Below are 20,871 nucleotides of genomic sequence, written 5' to 3'. Positions count from 1 at the left end.
TTCTGCTGAACGGCGAACCCGCAGCAGTCGAGCGCCCTCGCTCGCGCCGCCGTCGCGCGTCCAGCGCCGCGAGCGCACGCGCGGCGCGCTAGGCGCGCCGCTTTCGGGCGGCACATACGCGGCGGCGCACGCCGCACTTCCACTGCCAGCCCCTCATCCCGCCACGCGCCCTTCACGCACGGGCAGCTTCAAATCGCGAGGCGCGCCAGCGACGCTTCCAGTGCACCGCTCACACGCGTCATCGGCGCGCGCAGTTCATTGCGGATCAGCCCGCGCGCAGCAAGCCCCGCCTTCACCGGCCCCGGATTCGGCTCCGCGAACGCCGCGCGCACGAGTGGCACGAGCGTGTGCCAGATCGCGCGCGCATCGGCGAGACGCCCTTGCTGCAGCGCGCGCGCCATGCCCACGAAACGCTCGGGCCGCCAATGCGCCGACGCCGCAATCGCCCCGCTCGCACCTGCGCACATCGCGCCGAACATGTCGATATCTTCGCCGCAGAGCACCTGCAAACGGCCATCGAGAATCAGCGCAAGCGTCTTGTCGAGCGAGCCGCCGCAGTCCTTCACTGCGACGATGCGTTCGTGCGCTGCGAGTTCGAGCAGGCTCGCCAGTTCGATGCACACACCCGTGCGCGCGGGGATGTCGTAGACGATCAAGGGCTTGCGGCTCGCCTCTGCGAGCGCCGCGAAGTGGCCGATCACACCCGCTTGCGCAGGCCGGATGTAGTAAGGCGCGGCCGCCAGCACGCCGGCGATGGGCCGCTCGTTGAGCGCCGCGATCCGCTCGCAGACGGCCGCCGTGTGGTTGCCGCTCACGCCCGCCACGACCGGCAGCCCGCCCGCCGACGCCAGCACGGTGGTGAGCACGTCATCCGCTTCCACGTCGCTCAGCGCGGCGGGCTCGCCTGTCGTGCCGAGCGCGACGAAGCCGGCCACGCCGGCCTCGACGTAGTGGCGCACGAGCGTGTCGAGCGCAGCATGATCGACGGCACCGTCGTTGAACGGCGTGATGAGCGGAATCCAGATACCCGAAAACTCAGACATGACTTTCCCTTGAACTCGACCGTATGGAAGGTCCGTTCAGCGGTGCGCAGGAGGGAAGCAAGCCGGGAGTGAGGCGGAAGGCAGGGCGCCTTCGACTGGCTGTTCCGTCGCACATCTGACGGAACAGCAGACTCCGGTCAGATGAGCGGCTGTTTTTTGGATTTGGCTTTCGCCCGCACCGAAGCGGCCTGCGCGAGCGACGACACCGCGCGCGTGGCGGCGGTGGGATTCGGCAGGTCGTGGCGGAGCAGGTTACGCAGCATGTCGCGCAGTGTAACCGGGATCGCGCTGTTGCGGGCGCGAGCACGGTCTTTCGAGCGCTCATCCGACAAAAGAACTTGACTTCTCGTGCCACCGAACTAATATACGCACCGCGTACATTAACCAGAACTCACGGGTGCCAGCATGAGCGTTCCGCAACAAGCCTTCCTCCGTGACGCCATGCGGCGTCTGAACATGACCCGCGACGCATTTGCGAGCCGCATCGGCGTGTCACGTCGTGCGCTCGACACGTGGCTGCTGCCCGAGGAGTCGCAGGAATCGCGAGCCATGCCGGAGATCGTCGAGCGCTTCGTTTCGGAAATCGTCGGCAATGGCGAGCCGCGCGAAGACTATACGCAAAGCGTAGATTCGCGTTCGCTCGCCAGCCAGATGCAGTTCGAAGGCAAGCCGCAACTGCTCTCCGTGGAACAGTTCTCGCGCGAGTCCGTCGAAGCCCTGTTCCGCGTGGCCGACATCATGCAGCCCATCGCGCGCCGCCGGAAAATCTCGCGCGTGCTCGAAGGCGCGGTGCTCGGCAACCTGTTCTTCGAGGCCAGCACGCGTACGCGCGTGAGCTTCGGCGCCGCGTTCTGCCGCCTCGGCGGTTCGGTGTGCGACACGACCGGCTTCACGTTCTCCTCGATGGCCAAGGGCGAATCGATCTACGACACGAGCCGCGTGATGGCCGGCTACGTGGATGCGATGGTGATTCGGCATCCTGATCAAGGCTCGGTGGCCGAATTCGCGCGCGCCGTGAACATCCCTGTGATCAACGGCGGCGACGGTCCCGGCGAGCACCCGAGCCAGGCGCTGCTCGACCTCTACACGATCCAGCGCGAGTTCTCGCGTCTGGGCAAGATCGTCGACGGCGCGCATATCGCGCTCGTGGGCGACCTCAAGTACGGCCGCACGGTGCACTCGCTCGTGAAGCTGCTCGCGCTCTATCGCGGCATCAAGTTCACGCTCATTTCGCCGCCGCAGCTCGAAATGCCGGCATACATCGTCGACAAGATCTCGACCAACGGCCATGTGGTCGAGCAGACGCACGACCTGCGCGCAGGCCTGCGCGGCGCTGATGTGGTGTACGCCACGCGTATCCAGAAGGAGCGCTTCGCCGACGAGTCGTTCGAAGGCTACACGCCCGAATTCCAGATCAACCAGGCGCTGATGGACGAGTGCTGCAGCGCCGAAACGCTCGTGATGCACCCGCTGCCGCGCGACAGCCGCCCGGGCGCCAACGATCTCTCGACCGATCTGAACCACGATCCGCGCCTCGCGATCTTCCGCCAGACCGACAACGGCATTCCGGTGCGCATGGCGATCTTCGCGGTGTTGCTGGGCGTCGAAAATCTCGTGCAGCACTCGATGCGCGACGCCGTGTGGCGTCCGCCTGCCTACCTCGGCCCGGACGACGCCGTGTTCCACGGCATCGACTGAATCTCGTTGCGCTCGCAACGTAATCGGCCCGCAAGCGTCAGTCGCGCTTGCGGGCCGATTGGTTTGTGGCGTGCTCAAACGCCTGGCGACGTGCAAACCGTCACGCAGGTCAGCCCTTCTGCCTTTTCCGCCGCGTCGATCGCGGTCTCCAGCGCATCGAACGCGTGGCGTTGCACGTCGATCGCATCGAGCGGCAGTTGCCCCGACTGCACGAGCGCGATCAGCGCACGGTAGTCCGCACTGCTGTACATGAAGTGGCCCATCAGCTCCCAGTTGTTGATGAGCATCTCGCCATACCTGATCGGCAACTCCACCTCCATGCTGCCCATCAGCACCATGCGGCCGTTGCGGCGCAGGCTGCGCAGCGCGGCGAGCGTGGCGTCCGGGTCGGTGGCGTGGCCCACCATGTCGAAGGCGAGATCGGCGCCGCCGTTTGCGGCGGCGCCGATGGCCTCCACGTCGCGCGCCATCTCGCCACTGAGCGCGACGGCGACCACGCGGCCGCCGCCGAGCTTCGCGAGCGGCGCCAGCGCCGCTGCGCGCCGCCCGAGCGCCACCACACGGCCCGCGCCGAGTGCGAGCGCGTCGAGCACGGCCGCCGAGCCGAACGCGCCGGCCGCGCCGTTGACCACCACGGTTTCGCCAGCCGCGAGCCGGCCGCGCCGCAGGCCGCCGAACGGCACCACGAGCTTGCCGAGCGCCGCGAGCTGCGCCGAGGGCACGTGATCGAGGCCGTCGAGCGGGAACACCGTCGAGGCGGGAAACTCGACCGCCTCGCGCAGCGTGCCGTGCGGATAATCGCCGAGCATGGGTGCGCTGTCCGGGCTGATTGCCGTAAGCCCGAGCAGCGCCTGGGCGGGCTCGCGCAGTGCCTCGTCGGCGATCCAGTAGGGGCTCAGCGCCACACGCTGGCCGACGCGATAGCCGTACACGCCTGCGCCGACCGCAAGCACCCGGCCGACGCCGTTGGTCCCCGGCGAAAACGGCCCCTGCGGGTAACCATAGGGCAGCTTGCCCTGCACGTACTGGCGCGTATAGCTCAGGAGCGGCACGGCCTCCACACCCACCAGCAGCGCGCCGCGGCGCGGTTCGGGTTGCGGCACGTCGCGCAGTGCGAGCGGCTGGCCGGGTCGATCGAGCATCCAGGCTTTCATGGCTTCTCCTGATGGAAAGCGGGTTCATCTGACGGATTGAACTCTAGGCGAGCCAGACGTATTCTTGAAATCAATTACCGATATCCCACCCATCAACGTGATTGATCTCTCCGGCATCGACTTGAACCTGCTACGCGGCTTTTCGATGCATGTGGCCTGGCATCCGCGCAATCACGCCGATCCCGCGCTCGTATGGCTACGCGAAGCCGTGGCTGCGCTGAGCACCGGCAGCATGGTTAGCTATCCTCTCGAATGACTCGTGCGCAATTCGTCAGTCGATTGATCCGGCGATTGTCCGCCTGCGCGCCGCCTATACTGCATGAGATGTCAAAAAAAACGGCCGCGCCGCAACACGAAGGCTCGGTCCCCGCGCCGCTGTCCCATCGTCGTTTCCTGCTTGCCCGCGACTTGCGAAGCCATGCTGACCACAGACGAAATCCGCGCGATCCCGCTTTTCTCCACGCTCCCCGAAGCCGAACTCGAACGCCTCGCCCAAACCTCCGCGGACCTGCACTTGAGTCCCGGTGAGTACGCCGTGCACGAAGGCGGCGAGCGCGCGCTCTATGCCGTGCTGTCCGGCAAGATGGAGGTCGTCAAGCTGTTCGACGGCATCGAGCGCACACTTGGATGGCGCGTGCCCGGCACGATCTTCGGCGAAGTTCCGCTCGCGCTCAGCTCGCCGTTTCCGGGCGCATACCGCGCAGCGATTCCCTCGCGCGTCATGCGCGTGGACGCGCAGCATTACTACGCGCTCGCCGCGGCCTCCCCGGACGTCGCCACGCGTATGGGCGCGCTCGCGCGCGAACGCATAGGCGGCTTGCAGGGCCTTTCCGCGGAGCCGCCGAAAACACGCGTCAAGCTCGTTGGCGCGCGCTGGGACCCGGCTTGCGCGAACCTGCGCCAGTTTCTTGCGCGCAACCAGATCAGTTGCGAGTGGCTGACGCCCGACGCGCCCGAACTCGAAACACACTGGAACGGCCCCTGCCCCGAGGAACAGCACTGCCCCGCCTTGCGCCTCGCCGACGGCACCCTGCTGATCCGCCCCGCAACGCGCGACCTGGCGGAACGCCTGGGGCTGCAAACCCAGCCGCGTCTCGGCGAATACGACACGCTGATCATCGGCGGCGGCCCGGCTGGACTTGCCGCTGCTGTCTATGGTGCATCAGAAGGACTCCGTACCATTGTGATCGAGCGCGAAGCGCCGGGTGGCCAGGCCGGCACCTCTTCGCGCATCGAAAATTATCTGGGCTTTCCCGGCGGCATTTCCGGCGACGAACTGGCGAGCCGCGCGTTGCAGCAGGCAAGGCGCCTCGGCGCCGAAATTCTCGTTACACGCGCGGTTGCGCGCGTCGATACCGCCGCGCGCGAAGTCCACCTCGACGGCGGCGACGTGGTGCGCGCGCATACGCTCATTCTCGCGACGGGCGTCACCTGGCGGCGGCTTGCGATTGAAGGTTTCGACCGCTTCATCGGCAAAGGCATCTATTACGGCGCGGCGCGCAGCGAGGCGAGCGGCACGCACGGACTCGACGTATATCTGATCGGCGGCGGCAATTCTTCGGGACAGGCCGCGCTGTACTTCGCGAATCATGCGCGCGCCGTGACGCTCATCGTGCGCGGCGCTTCGCTCGAGAACAAGATGTCGCGCTATCTCGTCGAGCAGCTGACGGGAAAGGAGAACGTCCGTGTCGAACTGAATTCGGAGGTCGTCGGCGTGTATGGGCAAACGCATCTCGACGCCATCGACGTGCTCGATACGGCCAGCGCAAGCGTGAACCGCCGCGAATGTGGCGGTCTGTTCGTGTTCATTGGCGCAGACGCGGAAACGGGTTGGCTGCCGCCGGAAATCGCCTGCGACAATCGCGGCTACGTGCTGACCGGGAACGATGCCGTCAAAGCCGGGCGCTGGTCGCACCGGCGCGATCCTTACCTGCTCGAATCGAGCGTACCCGGCATCTTTGCCTGCGGCGACGTGCGGCTGAGCCCGGTCAAGCGGGTGGCCTCCGCCGTTGGCGAAGGCAGCATGGCGATCGCCTTCGTACATCGCTACCTTCAGGAAGATCGCGCGTAGCGTTGCGTTGCGCGGTACGACTCGTCGCGCAACCCTCTTTCAATACGCTTTTCCCTCCTGCTGCATTGCGTTTCTGTCCACGGCGCCAGCTTCGCGCCGGGCTGGCGTCAGCCATGCGACAGCGTTGCGCCATCAAGCAATATGCAGCGAAAAATTCACACGTAAGCGCTTTACTTTCGGGTTCGAGAAGTGCAATTTGCAGTTCTGCGATGCCCGGCCGAGTAACCGCGGCATCGGAATTGCTTCACGAAAGAAGCGCGCCGCTGCGCGACGAAGCCCTGCGCAACCCCGAGCGGCCAGCGCCTGAAGTCCCGGCTCGTGTTCCGTCTTCATCCTGGAGTCCGCAGATCGCCATGTCCAACGAACGTCCCCTCAATGCGCCGAGCGATTGCGACGACGCCTCGCAAGCTTGTCCCTCCCGCGCGCCCGCCGACGTTACACGCCGGCGCTTCCTGCAATCGGCGGCCGCCGCTGCCGCGTTGAGCGCGACGCCTCATCTGCATGCGCAGAATGCGCCGCCGGCCAGCACCCCGGCTGTTGCGCCGCCGCCCGCGCCCGCACAACCGGTCAGGCTCGACATCAACGGCCGCGCATACGCGCTGCATATCGAACCGCGCGTCACGCTGCTCGATGCGCTGCGCGACTACGCGGGCCTCACCGGCACGAAGAAAGGCTGCGATCGCGGCCAGTGCGGCGCATGCACGGTGCTCGTCGAAGGACGGCGCATCAACAGTTGCCTCACGCTCGCAGTGATGCACGAAGGCGAGCGCATCACCACGGTCGAAGGTCTCGCGGGCGTGGCCACGTTGAGCCCCGTGCAGCGCGCCTTTATCGAGCACGACGCCTTCCAGTGCGGTTTCTGTACGCCGGGCCAGTTGTGTTCGGCAACGGCCTGCCTCTCCGAATTCGCAGCAGGGGCAGCGAGCGCCGCCACGCCCGACGTGCGCACGCGCCCAGCGCAACTGAGCGATGCCGAAATACGCGAGCGCATGAGCGGCAACATCTGCCGCTGCGGCGCCTATGTCAACATCGTGGCCGCCGTGCGCGACGCGCACACGGCCGGCGCCTGAGCACGGAGGCACACAAATGGATGCCATCTCGTACCAGCGCGCAGCCGACGTGAACGGCGCGATTGCCGCCGCGCAGCGTCCCGGCGCGGTGTTCGTCGGCGGCGGCACGAATCTGCTCGATCTCATGAAAGGCGGCGTCGCGCATCCGGTGACGCTCATCGACATCACGCGCATCGAGGCGCTCGATCAAGTCGCAGCGCTGCCCAACGGCGGCCTGCGCATCGGCGCGCTCGTGCGCAACAGCGACGCGGCCAATCACCCGCTCGTGCGCACGCGCTACCCGCTGCTCTCGCAGGCGCTGCTCGCCGGCGCTTCGCCGCAACTGCGCAATATGGCGACTGTGGGCGGCAATCTCATGCAACGCACACGCTGCCCGTACTTTTACGACACCGCGTTCACCCAGTGCAACAAGCGCGCGCCCGGCAGCGGCTGTGCGGCGGTTGACGGCTTCAACCGCATGCATGCGATCCTCGGCGCAAGCGCACAATGCGTGGCCGTCAATCCGTCCGATATGAGCGTTGCGCTCGCGGCCCTCGACGCCACCGTGCAGGTGAGCGGTCCGGGCGGCGCGCGCACCATTGCGTTCGCGTCGTTTCATCGCCTGCCCGGCGACCGGCCCGATCTCGACACGACGCTTCAGTCAGGTGAACTGATCACTTCGGTCGACTTGCCGCCGCCGTTGTTCAGCGAACATGCACACTACCTCAAGGTCCGCGACCGCGCGAGCTATGCCTTCGCGCTCGTCTCGGTCGCCAGCGCGCTGCAACTCGACGGCCACCGCATACGCACGGCGCGCATCGCGCTGGGCGGCGTCGCGCATCGGCCCTGGCGCGCGAGCGTGGCGGAGCAGCATCTCGCGGGCAAAACACTCAACGAGTCGACGCTGCGCGAGGCGGCCGCGGCGGAACTCGCGCAGGCAAAGCCGCTGAGCGGCAATGCGTTCAAGGTCGGGCTCGCGCAGCGCGCGATTGTCCGCTCGACGATGCTCGCTGCCGCCGGCGCGCAAGCGCAAAACACCGGAGATTTCGCATGAGCACGCTGACCGGACAACCGATGGACCGCATCGACGGCATGCTCAAGGTCACGGGCGGCGCCCTCTACGCGAGCGATTTCCCCGAAACGCGGCTCGCCCATGCCGTGCTCGTCACCAGCACGATTGCGAGCGGCACGATCACGTCGATCGACACAAGCCGCGCGCAGTCCATGCCCGGCGTGCTGCTGGTCATGACGTACCAGAGCGCGATGCGGCTGCCCAACGGCGGGCGCTCGCCGCTCAAGCCGCCGGCGGGACGGCACCTCACGCTGCTGCAGGACAACGTCGTGCGCTACAGCAACGAGCCGGTCGCCGTCGTGGTGGCCGACACGCTGGAACACGCCACGGATGCCGCGCGTCACATCGACATCGCCTACGCACCGACGCAGGGCACGCTCGACTTCGACCGCGCGAAAGGCGACGCGCACGCGCCGCCAAGCCCGATGGGCCGCCCGGTCGAATCGACGCGCGGCAATGTCGAGGCCGGGTTGCATGAAGGCGCAGTGCGCTTCGAGGCCGTCTACACCACGCCCACGCAGTTTCACAACCCGATGGAGCCGCACGCGACGATGGCCCACTGGGACGGCCCGGACCTCACGCTCTACGACGCCACCCAGGGCGTGAGCGGCACGCGCAACGCGGTGGCGGCCGTGTTCGGCATCGCGCCGGACAACGTGCGCGTGATCTCGCCGTTCCTCGGCGGCGGCTTCGGCTGCAAGGGCTCGTCGTGGTCGCACGTGAGCCTGTGCGCGATGGCCGCGAAGCAGACCGGACGCCCCGTGCGGCTCACGCTCGCGCGTCCCCAGATGTTCGGCCCGGTCGGCTCGCGCCCGCACACGGAGCAGCATCTCTCGCTCGCCGCTCGCGCGGACGGCACGCTTACGGGGCTGCGCCACGACACGCTTGCCCACACGTCCACGTTCGAAGACTGGCTCGAGACGTGCGGCCTCGTCACGCGCATGATGTACGCAGTGCCCAATTGCAGCACGAGCCATCGTGTCGTACCCCTGAATGTCGGCACACCGACCTTCATGCGCGCGCCCGGTGAAACCACGGGCTCGTTCGCACTCGAATCGGCCATGGACGAACTGGCATGGCAACTGAAAATGGACCCGGTTGCGCTGCGCCTGAAGAACTACGCGGAGAGCGAGCCGCAGGACGGCAAGCCGTGGTCGTCGAAAGCGCTGCGCCAATGTTACGAGGCGGGTGCGCAACGCTTCGACTGGTCGCGGCGCATCGCCACGCCGCGCGCCATGCGCCGCGGCAATACGCTCATCGGCCTTGGCATGGCAAGCGCAACGTATCCCGCGAATCGCAGCGAAGCCGCTGCTGTGGCGCGCATCCTGCCCGACGGCAACGCGATGGTCGCGTCGGGCACCCAGGACATCGGCACCGGCACCTACACGGTGATGACCCAGGTGGCCGCCGACGCGCTCGGCTTCCCGCCCAGCCGCATCCGCTTCGCGCTGGGCGATTCGACCTTGCCGGGCGCGCCGGTTTCGGGCGGCTCGCAGTCGGCGGCGAGTGTCTCGCCCGCCGTGCAGGCTGCGTGCACAGCCGTGCGCGACAAGCTCGTCGCGCTCGCGCGCGCCGATCGCGGCTCGCCCGTCTACGGACTCGGCGCCGACGACGTGACCGTGCAGGACGGCTGGGTCGTGAGCCGCAGCGACAACTCGCGCCGCGATCCAGCCGCGGCCGTCATCGCACGCGCGGGCGGCCAGCCTGTCGAGGCACAGGCCGCGACGAAGCCAGGCGCGGAGAAGCAGCAGTATGCGTTTCACTCTTTCGGCGCCGTGTTCGCCGAAGTGCACGTCGATGCCGATACCGGCACGATGCGCGTGGCGCACATCGTCGGCGCGTACGACGTGGGGCGCGTGCTCAACGAAAAAACGGCGCGCAGCCAGTTGATGGGCGGCATGGTGTGGGGCGTGGGCACGGCCCTGCACGAAGAGGGCCTCTTCGACACGCGTATGGGCCGCATCGCGAACAACAACCTCGCCGAATACCATGTGCCCGTGAACGCGGACGTCGGCGAGCTGGACGTGCTGTTCGTCGGCGAACCCGATCTGCGCTTCAATCCGCTCGGCGTGCGCGGTATCGGCGAGATCGGTATTACCGGCGTGCCGGCGGCCATTGCGAACGCCGTGTATCACGCCACGGGCGTGCGCGTGCGCGATTTGCCGATCACGCTCGACAAGGTCGTTCCACAGATGAACTCGCTTGTGTGACCGGCACGATGCGGCCTGCAACGCCGGGCCTGCACCCGCATAGTGCATGCGCGGTCCGCACATGGAGGATAAAGCAAGGCATATGCCGCGCGCGGGGCTTGCCTCACGCGCGCTTGCGCCGCACAATCACTGCTCACCCTCTTCGCGGCGTACCACACCCATGGCCTATGCTTCGTTCGCCACCGGCGTGTTGCTCGCCGCCGGCACCGGTTCGCGCTTCGATCCCAACGGACTGCGCAACAAGCTCCTCGCTCCCCTCCCGGAAGGCACGTGCGTCGCGCGCGAGTCCGCGCAGCGGCTGCTGCGCGTCGTACCCAAGGTCATCGCGGTGGTGCGCCCCGGAGCGGAAGCGCTCGCGCATGTGCTCAACGACGCGGGGTGCGACGTGGTGTTCGCGCCCGGCGCCGCGCGCGGCATGGGCGCGAGCCTGGCAGCCGGCGTGGAAACTGATCATGAAGCGGAAAGCTGGATCGTCGCGCTTGCCGACATGCCCTGCATTGCCGTCGAGTCGATCGAAGCCGTAGCGCGCGCACTGGATGGCGGCGCATCGCTCGTCGCGCCGTTCTATCGCGGGCAGCGTGGACATCCGGTCGGCTTCGGCTACGCGCATCGCGCGGCGCTCGTCGCGCTCGATGGCGACGCGGGCGCTCGCGCCCTGCTGAGCACCCATCCGCTCACGCGCGTCGAAGTCGACGACCCGGGCATTCTGCGCGACGTCGACACGCCGGCGGATCTCAAGGGGCTCTGATTCGCGCGCACTCGCGCGCTGCGATTGTTCAATTGCGAGTGCCTGGCATGCAATCGATCGCCTACGCTATAAGTTCACGCGCGCCACACGGCCGCCCGCTTTAGCGCAAGAGGACCTCGCGATGATCTGCTCGCACACGAATCCGCTTCCCGATCCACTCGCCGATCCGACGCGGGACCCCGAACGCGACCCGCTCACCCCGCCGGCGCCAGGCCATCACAACGACGAACCGCAGCAGCCCGAAGGGCCGCCGGACAAGGACCCCGTGTGATCGCACGCCCGGCCGCCGCGGCCGGGCATCTCGTCTCACGGCGGTAGCGGCGCTCGCGACGACGGTTCGCAAGCGCCGCGTCAGCCTCTGCGCGCTGAGCGCTTCTTCCGCCCCCCAATCCCCGCCTTTCGCAAAGCTTGCGCCTTCGACGGCCGATCCGTAGAATGCAAACGATTCCTATTTGCATTTTTCAGGATTGCCGTGAGCCCAATCGTGATCGTGTTCGCCCCCGTGCGCCGGCCGGCGCGCCGAGGTTTCGCATGAGACCGCTGCTGGTGCGCCTGCACCGCTGGTTCGGTCTTGGCACCGCAGCCTTCCTGTTCCTCGCCGGACTCACCGGCGCGGTGATCGCGTGGGACCACGAGCTCGACGCGCTGCTGAACCCATCGTTCTTCCGCAGCGCGACGCCGGGCACGCCGCTGCCCGCGCTCGAACTCGCGAAGCGTCTCGAGGCCGCGGAACCGCACGCCGTCGTGACCTTCATGCCGCTTGCCGTCGAGCCCGGCCATACCTGGATCGCGCAGGTGGCGCCGCGCCTGAACCCCGTGAGCCGGGCGCCCTATGCGCTCGGGTTCAATCAGGTCGCGCTCGATCCCGTAACGGGCGGGGAGCAAGGCCGCCGCATGTGGGGCAAGGCATCGCTGGCACGCCAGAACCTGATCCCCTTCCTCTACCAGCTCCACTACACGCTGTTCATGCCGACGAAGATGGGCATCGACTTCAGCGTCTGGACGATGGGCGTGGTAGGGATCGTGTGGCTGCTCGACGGCTTCATCGCGATCGTGCTCGCGTTTCCGAGCCTGAAAAGCTGGCGCAAGTCGCTCGCCTTTCGCGTGAAGCGCGGCGGCTATGCGCTCACGTTCGATCTGCACCGCTCGGGCGGCGTGTGGCTCTGGGGACTCCTGATCGTCGTGGCCGTGACGTCGATTTCGATGAACCTCGGCGCGCAGGTCGTGCGCCCCGTGGTGTCGGCGTTTTCGACGCTCGCGCCGGACCCGTTTCGCATCGTCGCGCCGGGCCCCGCGCTCACGCCTGCCGAAGCAACGGCTGCGCGCGTTCGCATCGTGGCCGAAGCCGCCGACATGGGCCGCCGCGAAGGCATCGCGGCGCCGCCCGGCGGACTCTTCGGGGTGCCCACCTCCGGCGTATACGGCGTGGGCTACTACGCGGCGGGCAACGATCACGGCGACGCGGGCCTCGGCAATGCCTGGCTCATCGTGAACGCACGCACGGGCCAGGTGCTCGGCAGGCAGATTCCGGGCCGCGGCAGTGCAGGCGATATCTTCATGCAGGCGCAGTTTCCGTTGCATTCAGGGCGCATCGCCGGGCTGCCGGGGCGCATCGCCATCAGCGTGACCGGCATTGCCGTCGCGATGCTCAGCGTGACCGGCGTGCTGATCTGGCTCAAGAAAGCGCGTGCGCGGCGCAAGCCCGCGAAGCAGGCGAAGGCGGCCAGCACGATCGGCACGCATGAGCGGGCCGCGAACTGATCCGCGGACGGACGCACGAAACAAAACAAAAGGCCTTGCAACGAGCATTCGCTGCAAGGCCTTTTTTCGTGGCCGGGCTCGAAACCGCAAGCCCGTCGTGCTTACGTTCAACGCGTCACTGCATCGAACGCCGCGAGCAAGCGCTCGACATCGGCGGCGTGAATGTCGCCCATCGTCGAAATGCGGAACAGTTCCGCCGACAAGCCGCCCTGCCCGGCGTAGATCACGAAGCCGCGCGCCTTGAGCGCGTCATGCAGCGCCGGATAATCGACGCCCGCGGGCAAGCGGAACGCGCGCAGCACCACCGACGATTCGTCCTTCGGCAGCACGCTCTTCATGCCACGCGCCGCGAGCCCCGCGCGCACCTGCTGGGAAAGCGCAGCATAGCGCGCGTGACGCGCCTGCCAGCCGCCTTCGTCCGCGAGTTCGCGCAGCGCCTCGACGAGCGCGTAATACGCGTGCACGGAAGGCGTGAACGGCGTATTGCGCTGATCCTGCAGCGTGGCGAGACGCTTGAGATCGAGATAGTACGTGCGGCTATGCGCCGGCGCGAGCGCGGCGCGGCGCACCACCACGAAGGCCGCGCCCGGCACGCCGTGCAGGCACTTGTTCGCCGTCGCCGCTACCGCCGCGATGCTCGCGTCGCCGAAATCGATCGCTTCGGCACCGAAGCTGCTCACGCCGTCCACGAGCATCTGCACGCCGCGCCCGCGGCACGCTTCGCCCAGTGCGCGCAGATCGTTCAGGCGGCCCGTGGTCGTTTCGTGATGAATGATCGCGACGTGCGTGACCGACTTGTCGGCGTCGAGCGCGGCCGCGATGCGCGCGAGGTCCGGCGCCTGCATCCAGTCGTGTCCGACGACCTCATGCGCGATGCCATACTGCTTCGCGATCGCGGTGATGCGCTCGCCATACACGCCGTTTTCGACGATCAGCAGCTTGCCGTTCGCGGGCACGAGCGTCGAGATCATGCTTTCGACCGCAGCCGTGCCGGAGCCCGTCATGAGCACGGCCTGCCAAAGCGCCGGGTCGAGATCGTAGACGCCCAAAAGACGCGTGCGCGCTTCTTCCTGCACGTCGAAGAACTCGCTTTCGCGATGGCACAGGTCTTCCTGGAGGAGGCTGCGGCGCACGCGTTCGGTGAGCGTGACCGGGCCGGGATTGAGCAGCAGCATCGGTAGGTCCTTATTCAGCTGACATGTCGACATTGGCGCCGATGTGGCGCATGAGGCGCGCCTTGACATCGGGCGGCGTGATGGTTGGGCGCGGCAGGCCGTCTGGCGTGCCGCGGCGAATCGTCAGGCGTACGAAGCGCGTGCCTTCGACACCCGAAGCGCCCTTCGCGCGTTCGCGCGCGGCGGCGAGCACGCTGTCGAGCACGGCGAGATCGTCGCCTTCCACGGCGTCGGCGTAACCGCACGCGGCCGCGACGTTCGCGAACGACACCTGCCCCGACACGGTGGCCTGGCCACCCGTCGAATCGTGCGCGCCGTTGTCGAGCAGCACGTGCGTGAGGTTCGCGGGGCCATAGGCGCCGAGCGTGGCGAACACGCCCATGCGCATGAGCGCCGCGCCGTCGCCGTCGAGCGCGACCACGTTCAGGTCGGGCCGCGCGAGCGCGAGGCCGAGCGCGAACGGCGTGACGCAGCCCATCGAGCCGACCATGTAAAGCTGGTTCGAGCGGTCGTCCAGCGCGTAGAGTTCGCGGCCGCAGAAGCCAGTCGAGGCGACGACCACCGTCGACTCGGCAGGCGTTGCGGCGATCACGCGCTCGAGCGCCTGCTGGCGCGTAGGCAGTCGATCAGGAGTCCGTCCGGTCCATCTGGCCTGCGCGACAGGCAGCGCGTGCTTCGCCGGCATCGCGCCGCCGTCCTTGAGTTCGTACGGCGCCACGCTGCCCTTCTGCATGACGAGCGCGTACGGGCGGCCCGTTTCGTCCATGTGTTCGATGGCGCGATCGAGCGCCGCCGCGATCTGCCCGGCTTCCGTGGGGAACGTCTCCCACGGAATTTCCATCGTTTCCAGCATCTGCGGCGTGACCGGGCCCATCAGCGCATGCTGCGGCTCGTCGGGCACACCCGGCTGGCCGCGCCACGTCACGATCAGCAGTTGCGGCAGGCGGAACGTCCACGTCAGCGACGTGAGCGGGCTCACGGCGTTGCCGAGGCCCGAATTCTGCATCATCGTGATGCCGCGCTTGCCCGCGAGCGCCACGCCCGCGATGAGCGCGACCGCGTCGCCTTCGTTGGCCGCGCTCACGTAGTGCAGCGAGTCGTCCTGCAGCACGTAGTTGATGAACGGCGTGAGATACGAGCACGGCACGCCTGCATACCACTCGAAACCGCGCGAGCGCGCCGCTTCGACAAACTGCGCGGCTTCGATCATGCCTGGCCCTCCGCGCCCACCGGCGTTTGCGCATGCGTATAGACGCCCTGAGCGAAATCTCCCGCGCGGCGGAAGTCTTCGAGGTCGTTCACGCCGCGCCAGTGGCCGTGCACGTATTGCACTTCGATTTTCTCGCCATCTGCGATCAGCGCGTTGAGCAGCGCCGGCATGTCGAGCGTGTCGAAGTCGGCGCGCGCCTGCAGTTGCGCGAGCTTCTTCGCAAGCTTCGCACGGCCTGCGCCGCGCACGTTCACGAGGCCGATCCAGCGGCCGTGCGGGGCCGCGCCGTTCGCGGCCGGTTCACTTGCCACCCGCGCGAGGAACACCTTGTTGCCGAACAGATCGCGCTCGTCGGCGGCCGAGCACCATGCGAAGTCGCGCGTGCTCTTGTTCTCCGACTCAGGCGACGAATCCACCACCACGCTGAAGTCCGCTTCGCTTTCCACGAGATCGCGCAGGATGTAGCTGCGGAACACCAGGTCGCCGTACGAGATCACCGTGTCGTTGTCGAGCGCGCCAACGGCGCACGCGAGCGATGCGAGTTCGTTCGTCTGCGCGAAGCGCTCGTTGCGCACGAGCTTGATGCCCGCCGTGTCGATGGCGTCGGCCTTGTAGCCGCCCACCACGGTGATGTCGTTGACCGACTGCTGCTTGAACGCATCGACGAGCCAGCGCAGGAGCGGCTTGCCCGCCACCGGCAGCATGACCTTGGGCTTGTCTTCCGTATAGGCGTCGAGGCCCGAGCCGCGGCTCGCGGCCAGCACGATCGCCGAGCCCGCGCCGCGCGACGTAGCGCCAAGGTAGCGGTCTTCGGCTTCCGAGTATTCGTCGGCGTCCTGCAGGCGGAAAATTTCGTTGACCGTAGCAATACGGTCTTCGACATCGACGAGCGTCTGCGTTTCGTAAATCGTCCTGGTCACGGCCTGCATGGCCGAGACGGCCGCGCGGATCTGGTGGTTCGCCCAGATCACCGTGCTGATGCCCGCCTTGCGGAACACCTCGGTCGGCGTGCTGTAGTACTTGGTCGGCACGATCACGAGCGGGCCGCGGCCCGCCCACTCGCGCGCGAACGTGAGGATCTCGTCAGGCTTCGAGAGCTTGCTGTGGATGAGGATCGCATCCGCGCCGGCCTGGCGATACGCCTCGGCGCGCTTGAGCGCTTCGTCCATGCCCCAGCCCGCGATCAGCGCCTCGACGCGCGCGACGATCGAGAAGTGCTCGTCGGTCTGCGAGTCCTTGCCGGCCTTGATCTTGCCGCAGAACTCGTCGATGTCGGCGAGCGGCTGCGCCTCGCCCTTGATGAAGCTGTTGGTCTTCGGGAACTGCTTGTCTTCGATGCACACGCCCGCAATGCCGCGCTGCTCCAGCTTGCGCACGAGACGGCGCACGTTGTTGAAGTTGCCGTAGCCGGTGTCGCCGTCGAGCAGGATGGGCAGGTCGCTCGCGTCGGCCATGAACTCGAGGTTGTCGACCACCTGGGTCCAGCTCGCCTCGTTGTTGTCGCGCACGCCGAACTGCGCGGAGATCGAGAGCCCCGAGCCCCAGATCGCCTTGAAGCCCGCCTCGCGCGCAATGCGTGCGGAAAGGCCGTTGTGCGCTTCCATCAGGAATTCGAGTTCGTTGCTGGTCAGCATCCGGCGCAGCCGCGCGCTGCGCGACGTGGCGACAGCGGCGGGGACCAGGGCGGGTTCGCGTGCGTTCATTCTTGTTGCTCCAGTGGACGTCATGAGGGCGGCGGCGGAAGCGCTCGCCGCGTGCGTCGCATCGTTGGGAAAGGTCCTTCATCCCGGCGTCGTCGCAGGCCTCGAAGTCAGGCCGGCCGGGGGGCAAAGTCGCGACTATATCGGAAATGATTCCTATCCGCAGTCGATCCCCGCAAAGAGTGGCAAATCATGGAGTTACTGTGAAATTTGTGGCTTTTGTCGGCCATTCGCGGGTGTTTCAGCGAAACGTCATATGAGCGAGGTCAAAGCTCCTTGTTTTGTATGAAGAAAAGCTGCCTAAGCAGGGTTCCCCCTGGGTCTCGCGCACGTTTGCGCGGGCCGTAAACACAGTCTGGCGGCAACGCATCGCCAGTCGTACCGCTCCTGCCCTGTGAAATACCCGACCGACCATGCAGACCATGACCCTCAACAAGAAGCTCCGCTCGATGATCGCGATCCTCTGGATCGGCCTGCTGTTGATCGTCGCCTTTGGCGCCTGGCAAAGCCGCGAGTCGATGATCCGCGAACGGCGCGCGCAGCTCACCGCGCTCGTCGACGAAGCGACGAGCATTGCCAGCTACTACTACGGCCTCTCGCAACGCAATGTCATGCCCGAAGCCGACGCGCAGAAGCAGGCGCTCGCCGTGATCGGCTCGATCCGCTACGGCGCCGACGGCTACCTGAGCGTCAACAACTCGCAGTCGGTCATGCTGATGCATCCGATCAAGCCCGAGCTCGACGGCAAGAACCTGAGCGACTTCACCGACCCCGCGGGCACCCATGTCTTCACCGGGCTCGTGAGCGCCGCGAGCGGCCCGAACGGCGGCTTCCTCGACTACCTGTGGGCCAAGCCCGGCCACAGCGAACCCGTACCCAAGCTGAGCTTCGGCCGCCGCTTCGTGGCGTGGGACTGGGTGATCGTGACGGGCATGTACATGGACGACGTGCGCGCCGAGTTCTACGACAGCCTGCTGCGCTGGCTCGGCGTGACGTTCCTGCTGGGCGGCGCCGCCACCGCGGTGATGGTGCTCGTGGTGCGCAGCGTGCGCCGCAGTATCGGCGGCGAGCTGGAAGGCGCGGTGGACGCCGCCAACCGCATCGCCGAGGGCGACCTCACCTTGCACCTGCAGGTGCAGGGCACGAACGAGACCAGCCTGATGCGCGCGCTCGCGACGATGCAGACGGCGCTCGTGCAAACCGTCTCGCGCGTGCGCAGCGGCGCCGAAAACATCAACGTGGGCGCGAACGAGATTGCGGCGGGCAACACGGATCTCTCGCAACGCACCGAGGAACAGGCGGCGGCGCTCGTGCAGACCGCGTCGAGCATGGATCAGATGACGGCGAACGTGCGCCAGAACGCGGATAGCGCCCAGCATGCGGCATCGCTCGCGAGTCAGGCCGCCGACGTCGCGACGCGCGGCAGCGCCGTAGTCGACGACGTGGTGCGCACGATGGGCGACATCACGACGAGCTCGCAGCAGATCGGCGACATCATCGGCGTGATCGACGGCATTGCGTTCCAGACCAACATCCTCGCACTGAACGCGGCCGTCGAAGCGGCGCGCGCGGGCGAACAGGGCCGCGGCTTCGCGGTGGTGGCCGCCGAAGTGCGCAGCCTCGCGCAACGCTCCGCCACCGCCGCCAAGGAAATCAAGGCGCTGATCGAAAAGTCGACCGGCACCGTGACCGAAGGCCAGCATCTCGTGACCAACGCGGGCTCGACGATGACCGAGATCGTGCAGTCGGTGCGGCGCGTCCACGAGATCCTCGAAGAGATCAGCAACGCTTCGCGCGAGCAGAGCGCCGGCATCGAGCAGGTCAACCGCGCCGTGGGCGAGATGGACCAGGTGACGCAGCAGAACGCGGCACTCGTGGAAGAGGCCGCCGCCGCCGCCCATTCGCTCAAGGACCAGGTGAGCGTGCTGCGCGAGGCGATCGCGAGCTTCCGCTTGCCCGCACACGCGTAACGCTGTTGCCACACCGGCTCGACGCCGGTTTGCGCGTCTTCCCGCCGGGCCGCATTCGCGGCCCGGCTCGCTTTGCGCTTCCTTCTCTCCCCTGCGCCGCCCGCGCCGCATGACGGCATGCAACGCGCGCCCAGTTGCGTCGCGGCCGTGCGCACCGATCATTTCAATTCAATTACATCATGTTTACAATGTGACTCTGCCCGCCACCCCGCCTTGCCGATGATCCGTTCCAGGAAACCGCCGCGCGATCCGCACGCAGCCGCGACCCGTCACCCGATGCTTGCGCCGCGCCTGCCCGCGTGGCGCTCGAAGTTCATCGTGTTCATCACCTTCGCGGCTTTTGCGGCGCTGGCCGGGCGCGCGTTCTGGATTCAGGTCGCCAATCACGGCTTTTACGTGAAGCAGGGCCAAAAGCGCTACCAGCGCACGCTGGAACTCGACGCCATGCGCGGGCGCATCGTCGACCGCAACGGCGCGCTGCTGGCCGTGAGCCTCGCGACTTTCGAAGTCTGGGCGAATCCGCGGCTCCTCGACACCGCCGCGCACGCGCCGCTCGCGCGACTGCTCGACATGCCGCTCGCGGAACTCGAACGGCGCGTTGCCGGCGAGCGCTCCTTCGTGCTGCTCAAGCGCCAGGTGGACGCCGAGACCGCCGCGCACATCGACGAGACGGGCATGGGCGGCATCACCCTGATCGCCGACTCGAAGCGCTATTACCCCGAAGGCGAATCGGCCGCGCACGTGGTGGGCTTCACCGACATCGAAGACGCCGGCCAGGAAGGCGTGGAGCTTGCCGCGAACGCGCGCCTGCGCGGCACGCCGGGCCAGCGCGAGGTGATCCGCGACCGGCTCGGGCGTGTCGTTTCCGAGCCGAGCGAGCGCGTGCAGCCGCGCAACGGCGACACCGTGCAGCTCACCATCGACCGCCGCGTGCAGCAGCTCGCGTACACCCAGCTCAAGGCCGCCGTCGCGAAGCATCACGCGCAAGCAGGCAGCGTCGTCGTGCTCGACGCGCAGAATGGCGACATCCTCGCGCTCGCGAACTGGCCGTCGTTCGACCCGAACGACCGCGCGCGGCTCACGGGCAAGCAGTTGCGCAACCGCGCCGTGGTCGACACGTTCGAGCCCGGCTCGACCATCAAGCCCGTGGTCGTTTCACTGGCAATGGACCTGCACAAGGTCAATGCGAACACCCTCATCGACACTGCGCCGGGCACGTACCGCATCGGCCCCGCGACGATCCACGACACCTCGAATCACGGCCGCATGACGGTGGCGGAGGCGATCCAGAAGTCGAGCAACATCGCGCTCGCCAAGCTCGCGCTGAATCTTCCCGCGCAAACGATCTGGGACAAGTATCAGGAGTACGGGCTCGGGCAGCGGCCCGGCGTCACGTTCCCGGGCGCGGCGCCTGGCCGCGTGCGGCCGTGGGCGCGCTGGCGCCCCATCGAGCAGGCGACGATGGCATATGGCTACGGCCTGTCCGCTTCGCTTTTGCAGATGGCGCAGATCTACACGGCCTACGCCGGCGACGGCACGCTGCACCCGGCCACCCTCCTGCGCGATGCGTCGGGCGGCGCGGGCGGTGCCGCCGCGCCGGCGGCGCGCGCGGTCACGACGCCGGCCACCGCCGCCGCCATGCGCAAGATGCTGGAAATGGCGACGAGCGACGGCGGCACGGGGCGCGCCGCCAATGTGGACGGCTATCGGGTGGGCGGCAAGACCGGCACCGCACGCAAGCAGATCGGCGCGGGCTACGCGAAGAACCGCTATCGGGCGCTGTTCGTCGGCATGGCGCCGATGAGCGCGCCGCGCGTGATCGTCGCGGTCATGATCGACGATCCGGCGGGCAAGGCGTTCTACGGCGGCACGGTCGCGGGGCCGGTGTTTTCGGGTGTGACGGCGGGCACGCTCCAGTTGCTCGGCGTGCCGCCCGATGTCGCGGCCGGGCCCGAAAGCGCCAGGGGTGCGAGCGGCACCCAAGCCGGCTCAGGGCGCGGTTAGCGCCGC

At 67.7% G+C, this 20,871-nt stretch carries 18 protein-coding genes; 11 read left to right on the top strand and 7 right to left on the bottom strand.

The annotated features are described in order from the left end of the window. Positions 1–188: 188 nt before the first annotated feature. Positions 189–1,043 carry a 4-hydroxy-tetrahydrodipicolinate synthase gene (gene dapA, locus C7411_RS09755; protein ID WP_110383586.1) on the bottom strand — a complete coding sequence of 285 codons (855 nt, stop codon included), beginning with the start codon at positions 1,041–1,043 and terminating at the stop codon, positions 189–191. A gap of 137 nt (positions 1,044–1,180) precedes the next feature. Continuing rightward, the gene (locus C7411_RS38605; RefSeq protein ID WP_258365414.1) at positions 1,181–1,306 is read right to left on the bottom strand and encodes a hypothetical protein; all 126 of its coding nucleotides are present in this window, start codon (positions 1,304–1,306) and stop codon (positions 1,181–1,183) included. Between the two features lie 142 nt (positions 1,307–1,448). Here C7411_RS38605 and C7411_RS09745 point away from each other — a divergent pair, with 142 nt between their 5' ends. Continuing rightward, on the top strand, positions 1,449–2,741 hold the full coding sequence (locus tag C7411_RS09745; protein ID WP_110383584.1) for an aspartate carbamoyltransferase: 1,293 nt from the start codon (positions 1,449–1,451) through the stop codon (positions 2,739–2,741). A gap of 74 nt (positions 2,742–2,815) precedes the next feature. Here C7411_RS09745 and C7411_RS09740 read toward each other — a convergent pair whose 3' ends face one another. Then, positions 2,816–3,895 (bottom strand): zinc-binding dehydrogenase, encoded by a 1,080-nt coding sequence (locus tag C7411_RS09740; RefSeq protein ID WP_110383583.1) that lies wholly within the window; start codon positions 3,893–3,895, stop codon positions 2,816–2,818. A 64-nt stretch (positions 3,896–3,959) separates the two neighbouring features. Here C7411_RS09740 and C7411_RS36980 point away from each other — a divergent pair, with 64 nt between their 5' ends. Both C7411_RS36980 and C7411_RS09735 read left to right on the top strand, forming a co-directional pair. Beyond that, positions 3,960–4,151 (top strand): hypothetical protein, encoded by a 192-nt coding sequence (locus tag C7411_RS36980; RefSeq protein WP_133253631.1) that lies wholly within the window; start codon positions 3,960–3,962, stop codon positions 4,149–4,151. A gap of 162 nt (positions 4,152–4,313) precedes the next feature. Beyond that, positions 4,314–5,966 carry an FAD-dependent oxidoreductase gene (locus C7411_RS09735; protein WP_110383582.1) on the top strand — a complete coding sequence of 551 codons (1,653 nt, stop codon included), beginning with the start codon at positions 4,314–4,316 and terminating at the stop codon, positions 5,964–5,966. Between the two features lie 132 nt (positions 5,967–6,098). Here the strand turns inward: C7411_RS09735 and C7411_RS36975 are convergent, their stop codons facing one another. Next, positions 6,099–6,299 (bottom strand): hypothetical protein, encoded by a 201-nt coding sequence (locus C7411_RS36975; RefSeq protein ID WP_133253630.1) that lies wholly within the window; start codon positions 6,297–6,299, stop codon positions 6,099–6,101. A gap of 20 nt (positions 6,300–6,319) precedes the next feature. Between C7411_RS36975 and C7411_RS09730 the strand changes: the two genes are divergently transcribed. The 6 genes from C7411_RS09730 (at position 6,320) to C7411_RS09710 (ending at position 12,806) form a co-directional block, all read left to right on the top strand. Beyond that, positions 6,320–7,036, top strand: a complete 717-nt coding sequence (locus tag C7411_RS09730; RefSeq protein WP_110383581.1) for a (2Fe-2S)-binding protein — start codon at positions 6,320–6,322, stop codon at positions 7,034–7,036. Between the two features lie 16 nt (positions 7,037–7,052). Then, positions 7,053–8,069, top strand: coding sequence for an FAD binding domain-containing protein (locus C7411_RS09725; RefSeq protein ID WP_110383580.1), 1,017 nt, complete (start codon positions 7,053–7,055; stop codon positions 8,067–8,069). After that, a complete protein-coding gene (locus C7411_RS09720; RefSeq protein ID WP_110383579.1) occupies positions 8,066–10,297 on the top strand; it encodes a xanthine dehydrogenase family protein molybdopterin-binding subunit in 2,232 nt (743 codons plus the stop codon). Before C7411_RS09725 ends, C7411_RS09720 begins: the two co-directional genes overlap by 4 nt. Positions 10,298–10,457: 160 nt before the next feature. Continuing rightward, a complete protein-coding gene (locus C7411_RS09715) occupies positions 10,458–11,045 on the top strand; it encodes a nucleotidyltransferase family protein (protein WP_110383578.1) in 588 nt (195 codons plus the stop codon). Positions 11,046–11,166: 121 nt separating this feature from the next. Then, entirely contained in the window at positions 11,167–11,316 is a 150-nt protein-coding gene (locus C7411_RS37395) for a hypothetical protein (RefSeq protein WP_165822772.1), read from the top strand. A 260-nt stretch (positions 11,317–11,576) separates the two neighbouring features. Beyond that, positions 11,577–12,806 carry a PepSY-associated TM helix domain-containing protein gene (locus C7411_RS09710; protein WP_110383577.1) on the top strand — a complete coding sequence of 410 codons (1,230 nt, stop codon included), beginning with the start codon at positions 11,577–11,579 and terminating at the stop codon, positions 12,804–12,806. A 107-nt stretch (positions 12,807–12,913) separates the two neighbouring features. Here the strand turns inward: C7411_RS09710 and C7411_RS09705 are convergent, their stop codons facing one another. From C7411_RS09705 to aepX, 3 genes are read right to left on the bottom strand one after another with little or no spacing between them, the layout of a single operon-like run. Then, positions 12,914–13,981: a 2-aminoethylphosphonate aminotransferase gene (locus tag C7411_RS09705; RefSeq protein ID WP_110383576.1), complete on the bottom strand. Its 1,068-nt coding sequence runs from the start codon at positions 13,979–13,981 to the stop codon at positions 12,914–12,916. 10 nt (positions 13,982–13,991) lie between these two features. Further along, entirely contained in the window at positions 13,992–15,191 is a 1,200-nt protein-coding gene (gene aepY, locus C7411_RS09700; RefSeq protein WP_110383575.1) for a phosphonopyruvate decarboxylase, read from the bottom strand. Further along, positions 15,188–16,894 (bottom strand): phosphoenolpyruvate mutase, encoded by a 1,707-nt coding sequence (aepX, locus tag C7411_RS09695; protein WP_110383574.1) that lies wholly within the window; start codon positions 16,892–16,894, stop codon positions 15,188–15,190. The genes aepY and aepX overlap by 4 nt, the downstream gene beginning before the upstream one ends. A gap of 419 nt (positions 16,895–17,313) precedes the next feature. On the opposite strand from aepX, the gene C7411_RS09690 reads away from it, so the two are divergent. After that, positions 17,314–18,861: a methyl-accepting chemotaxis protein gene (locus C7411_RS09690; protein WP_110383573.1), complete on the top strand. Its 1,548-nt coding sequence runs from the start codon at positions 17,314–17,316 to the stop codon at positions 18,859–18,861. A gap of 219 nt (positions 18,862–19,080) precedes the next feature. After that, positions 19,081–20,865 carry a peptidoglycan D,D-transpeptidase FtsI family protein gene (locus C7411_RS09685; RefSeq protein ID WP_110383572.1) on the top strand — a complete coding sequence of 595 codons (1,785 nt, stop codon included), beginning with the start codon at positions 19,081–19,083 and terminating at the stop codon, positions 20,863–20,865. The last annotated feature ends 6 nt before the right edge of the window (positions 20,866–20,871 follow it).

Origin of the sequence: Paraburkholderia silvatlantica (genome assembly GCF_003096715.1) — a bacterium.
Lineage (GTDB): Bacteria > Pseudomonadota > Gammaproteobacteria > Burkholderiales > Burkholderiaceae > Paraburkholderia > Paraburkholderia silvatlantica.
This window is presented reverse-complemented; position numbering and strand designations above follow the sequence as displayed.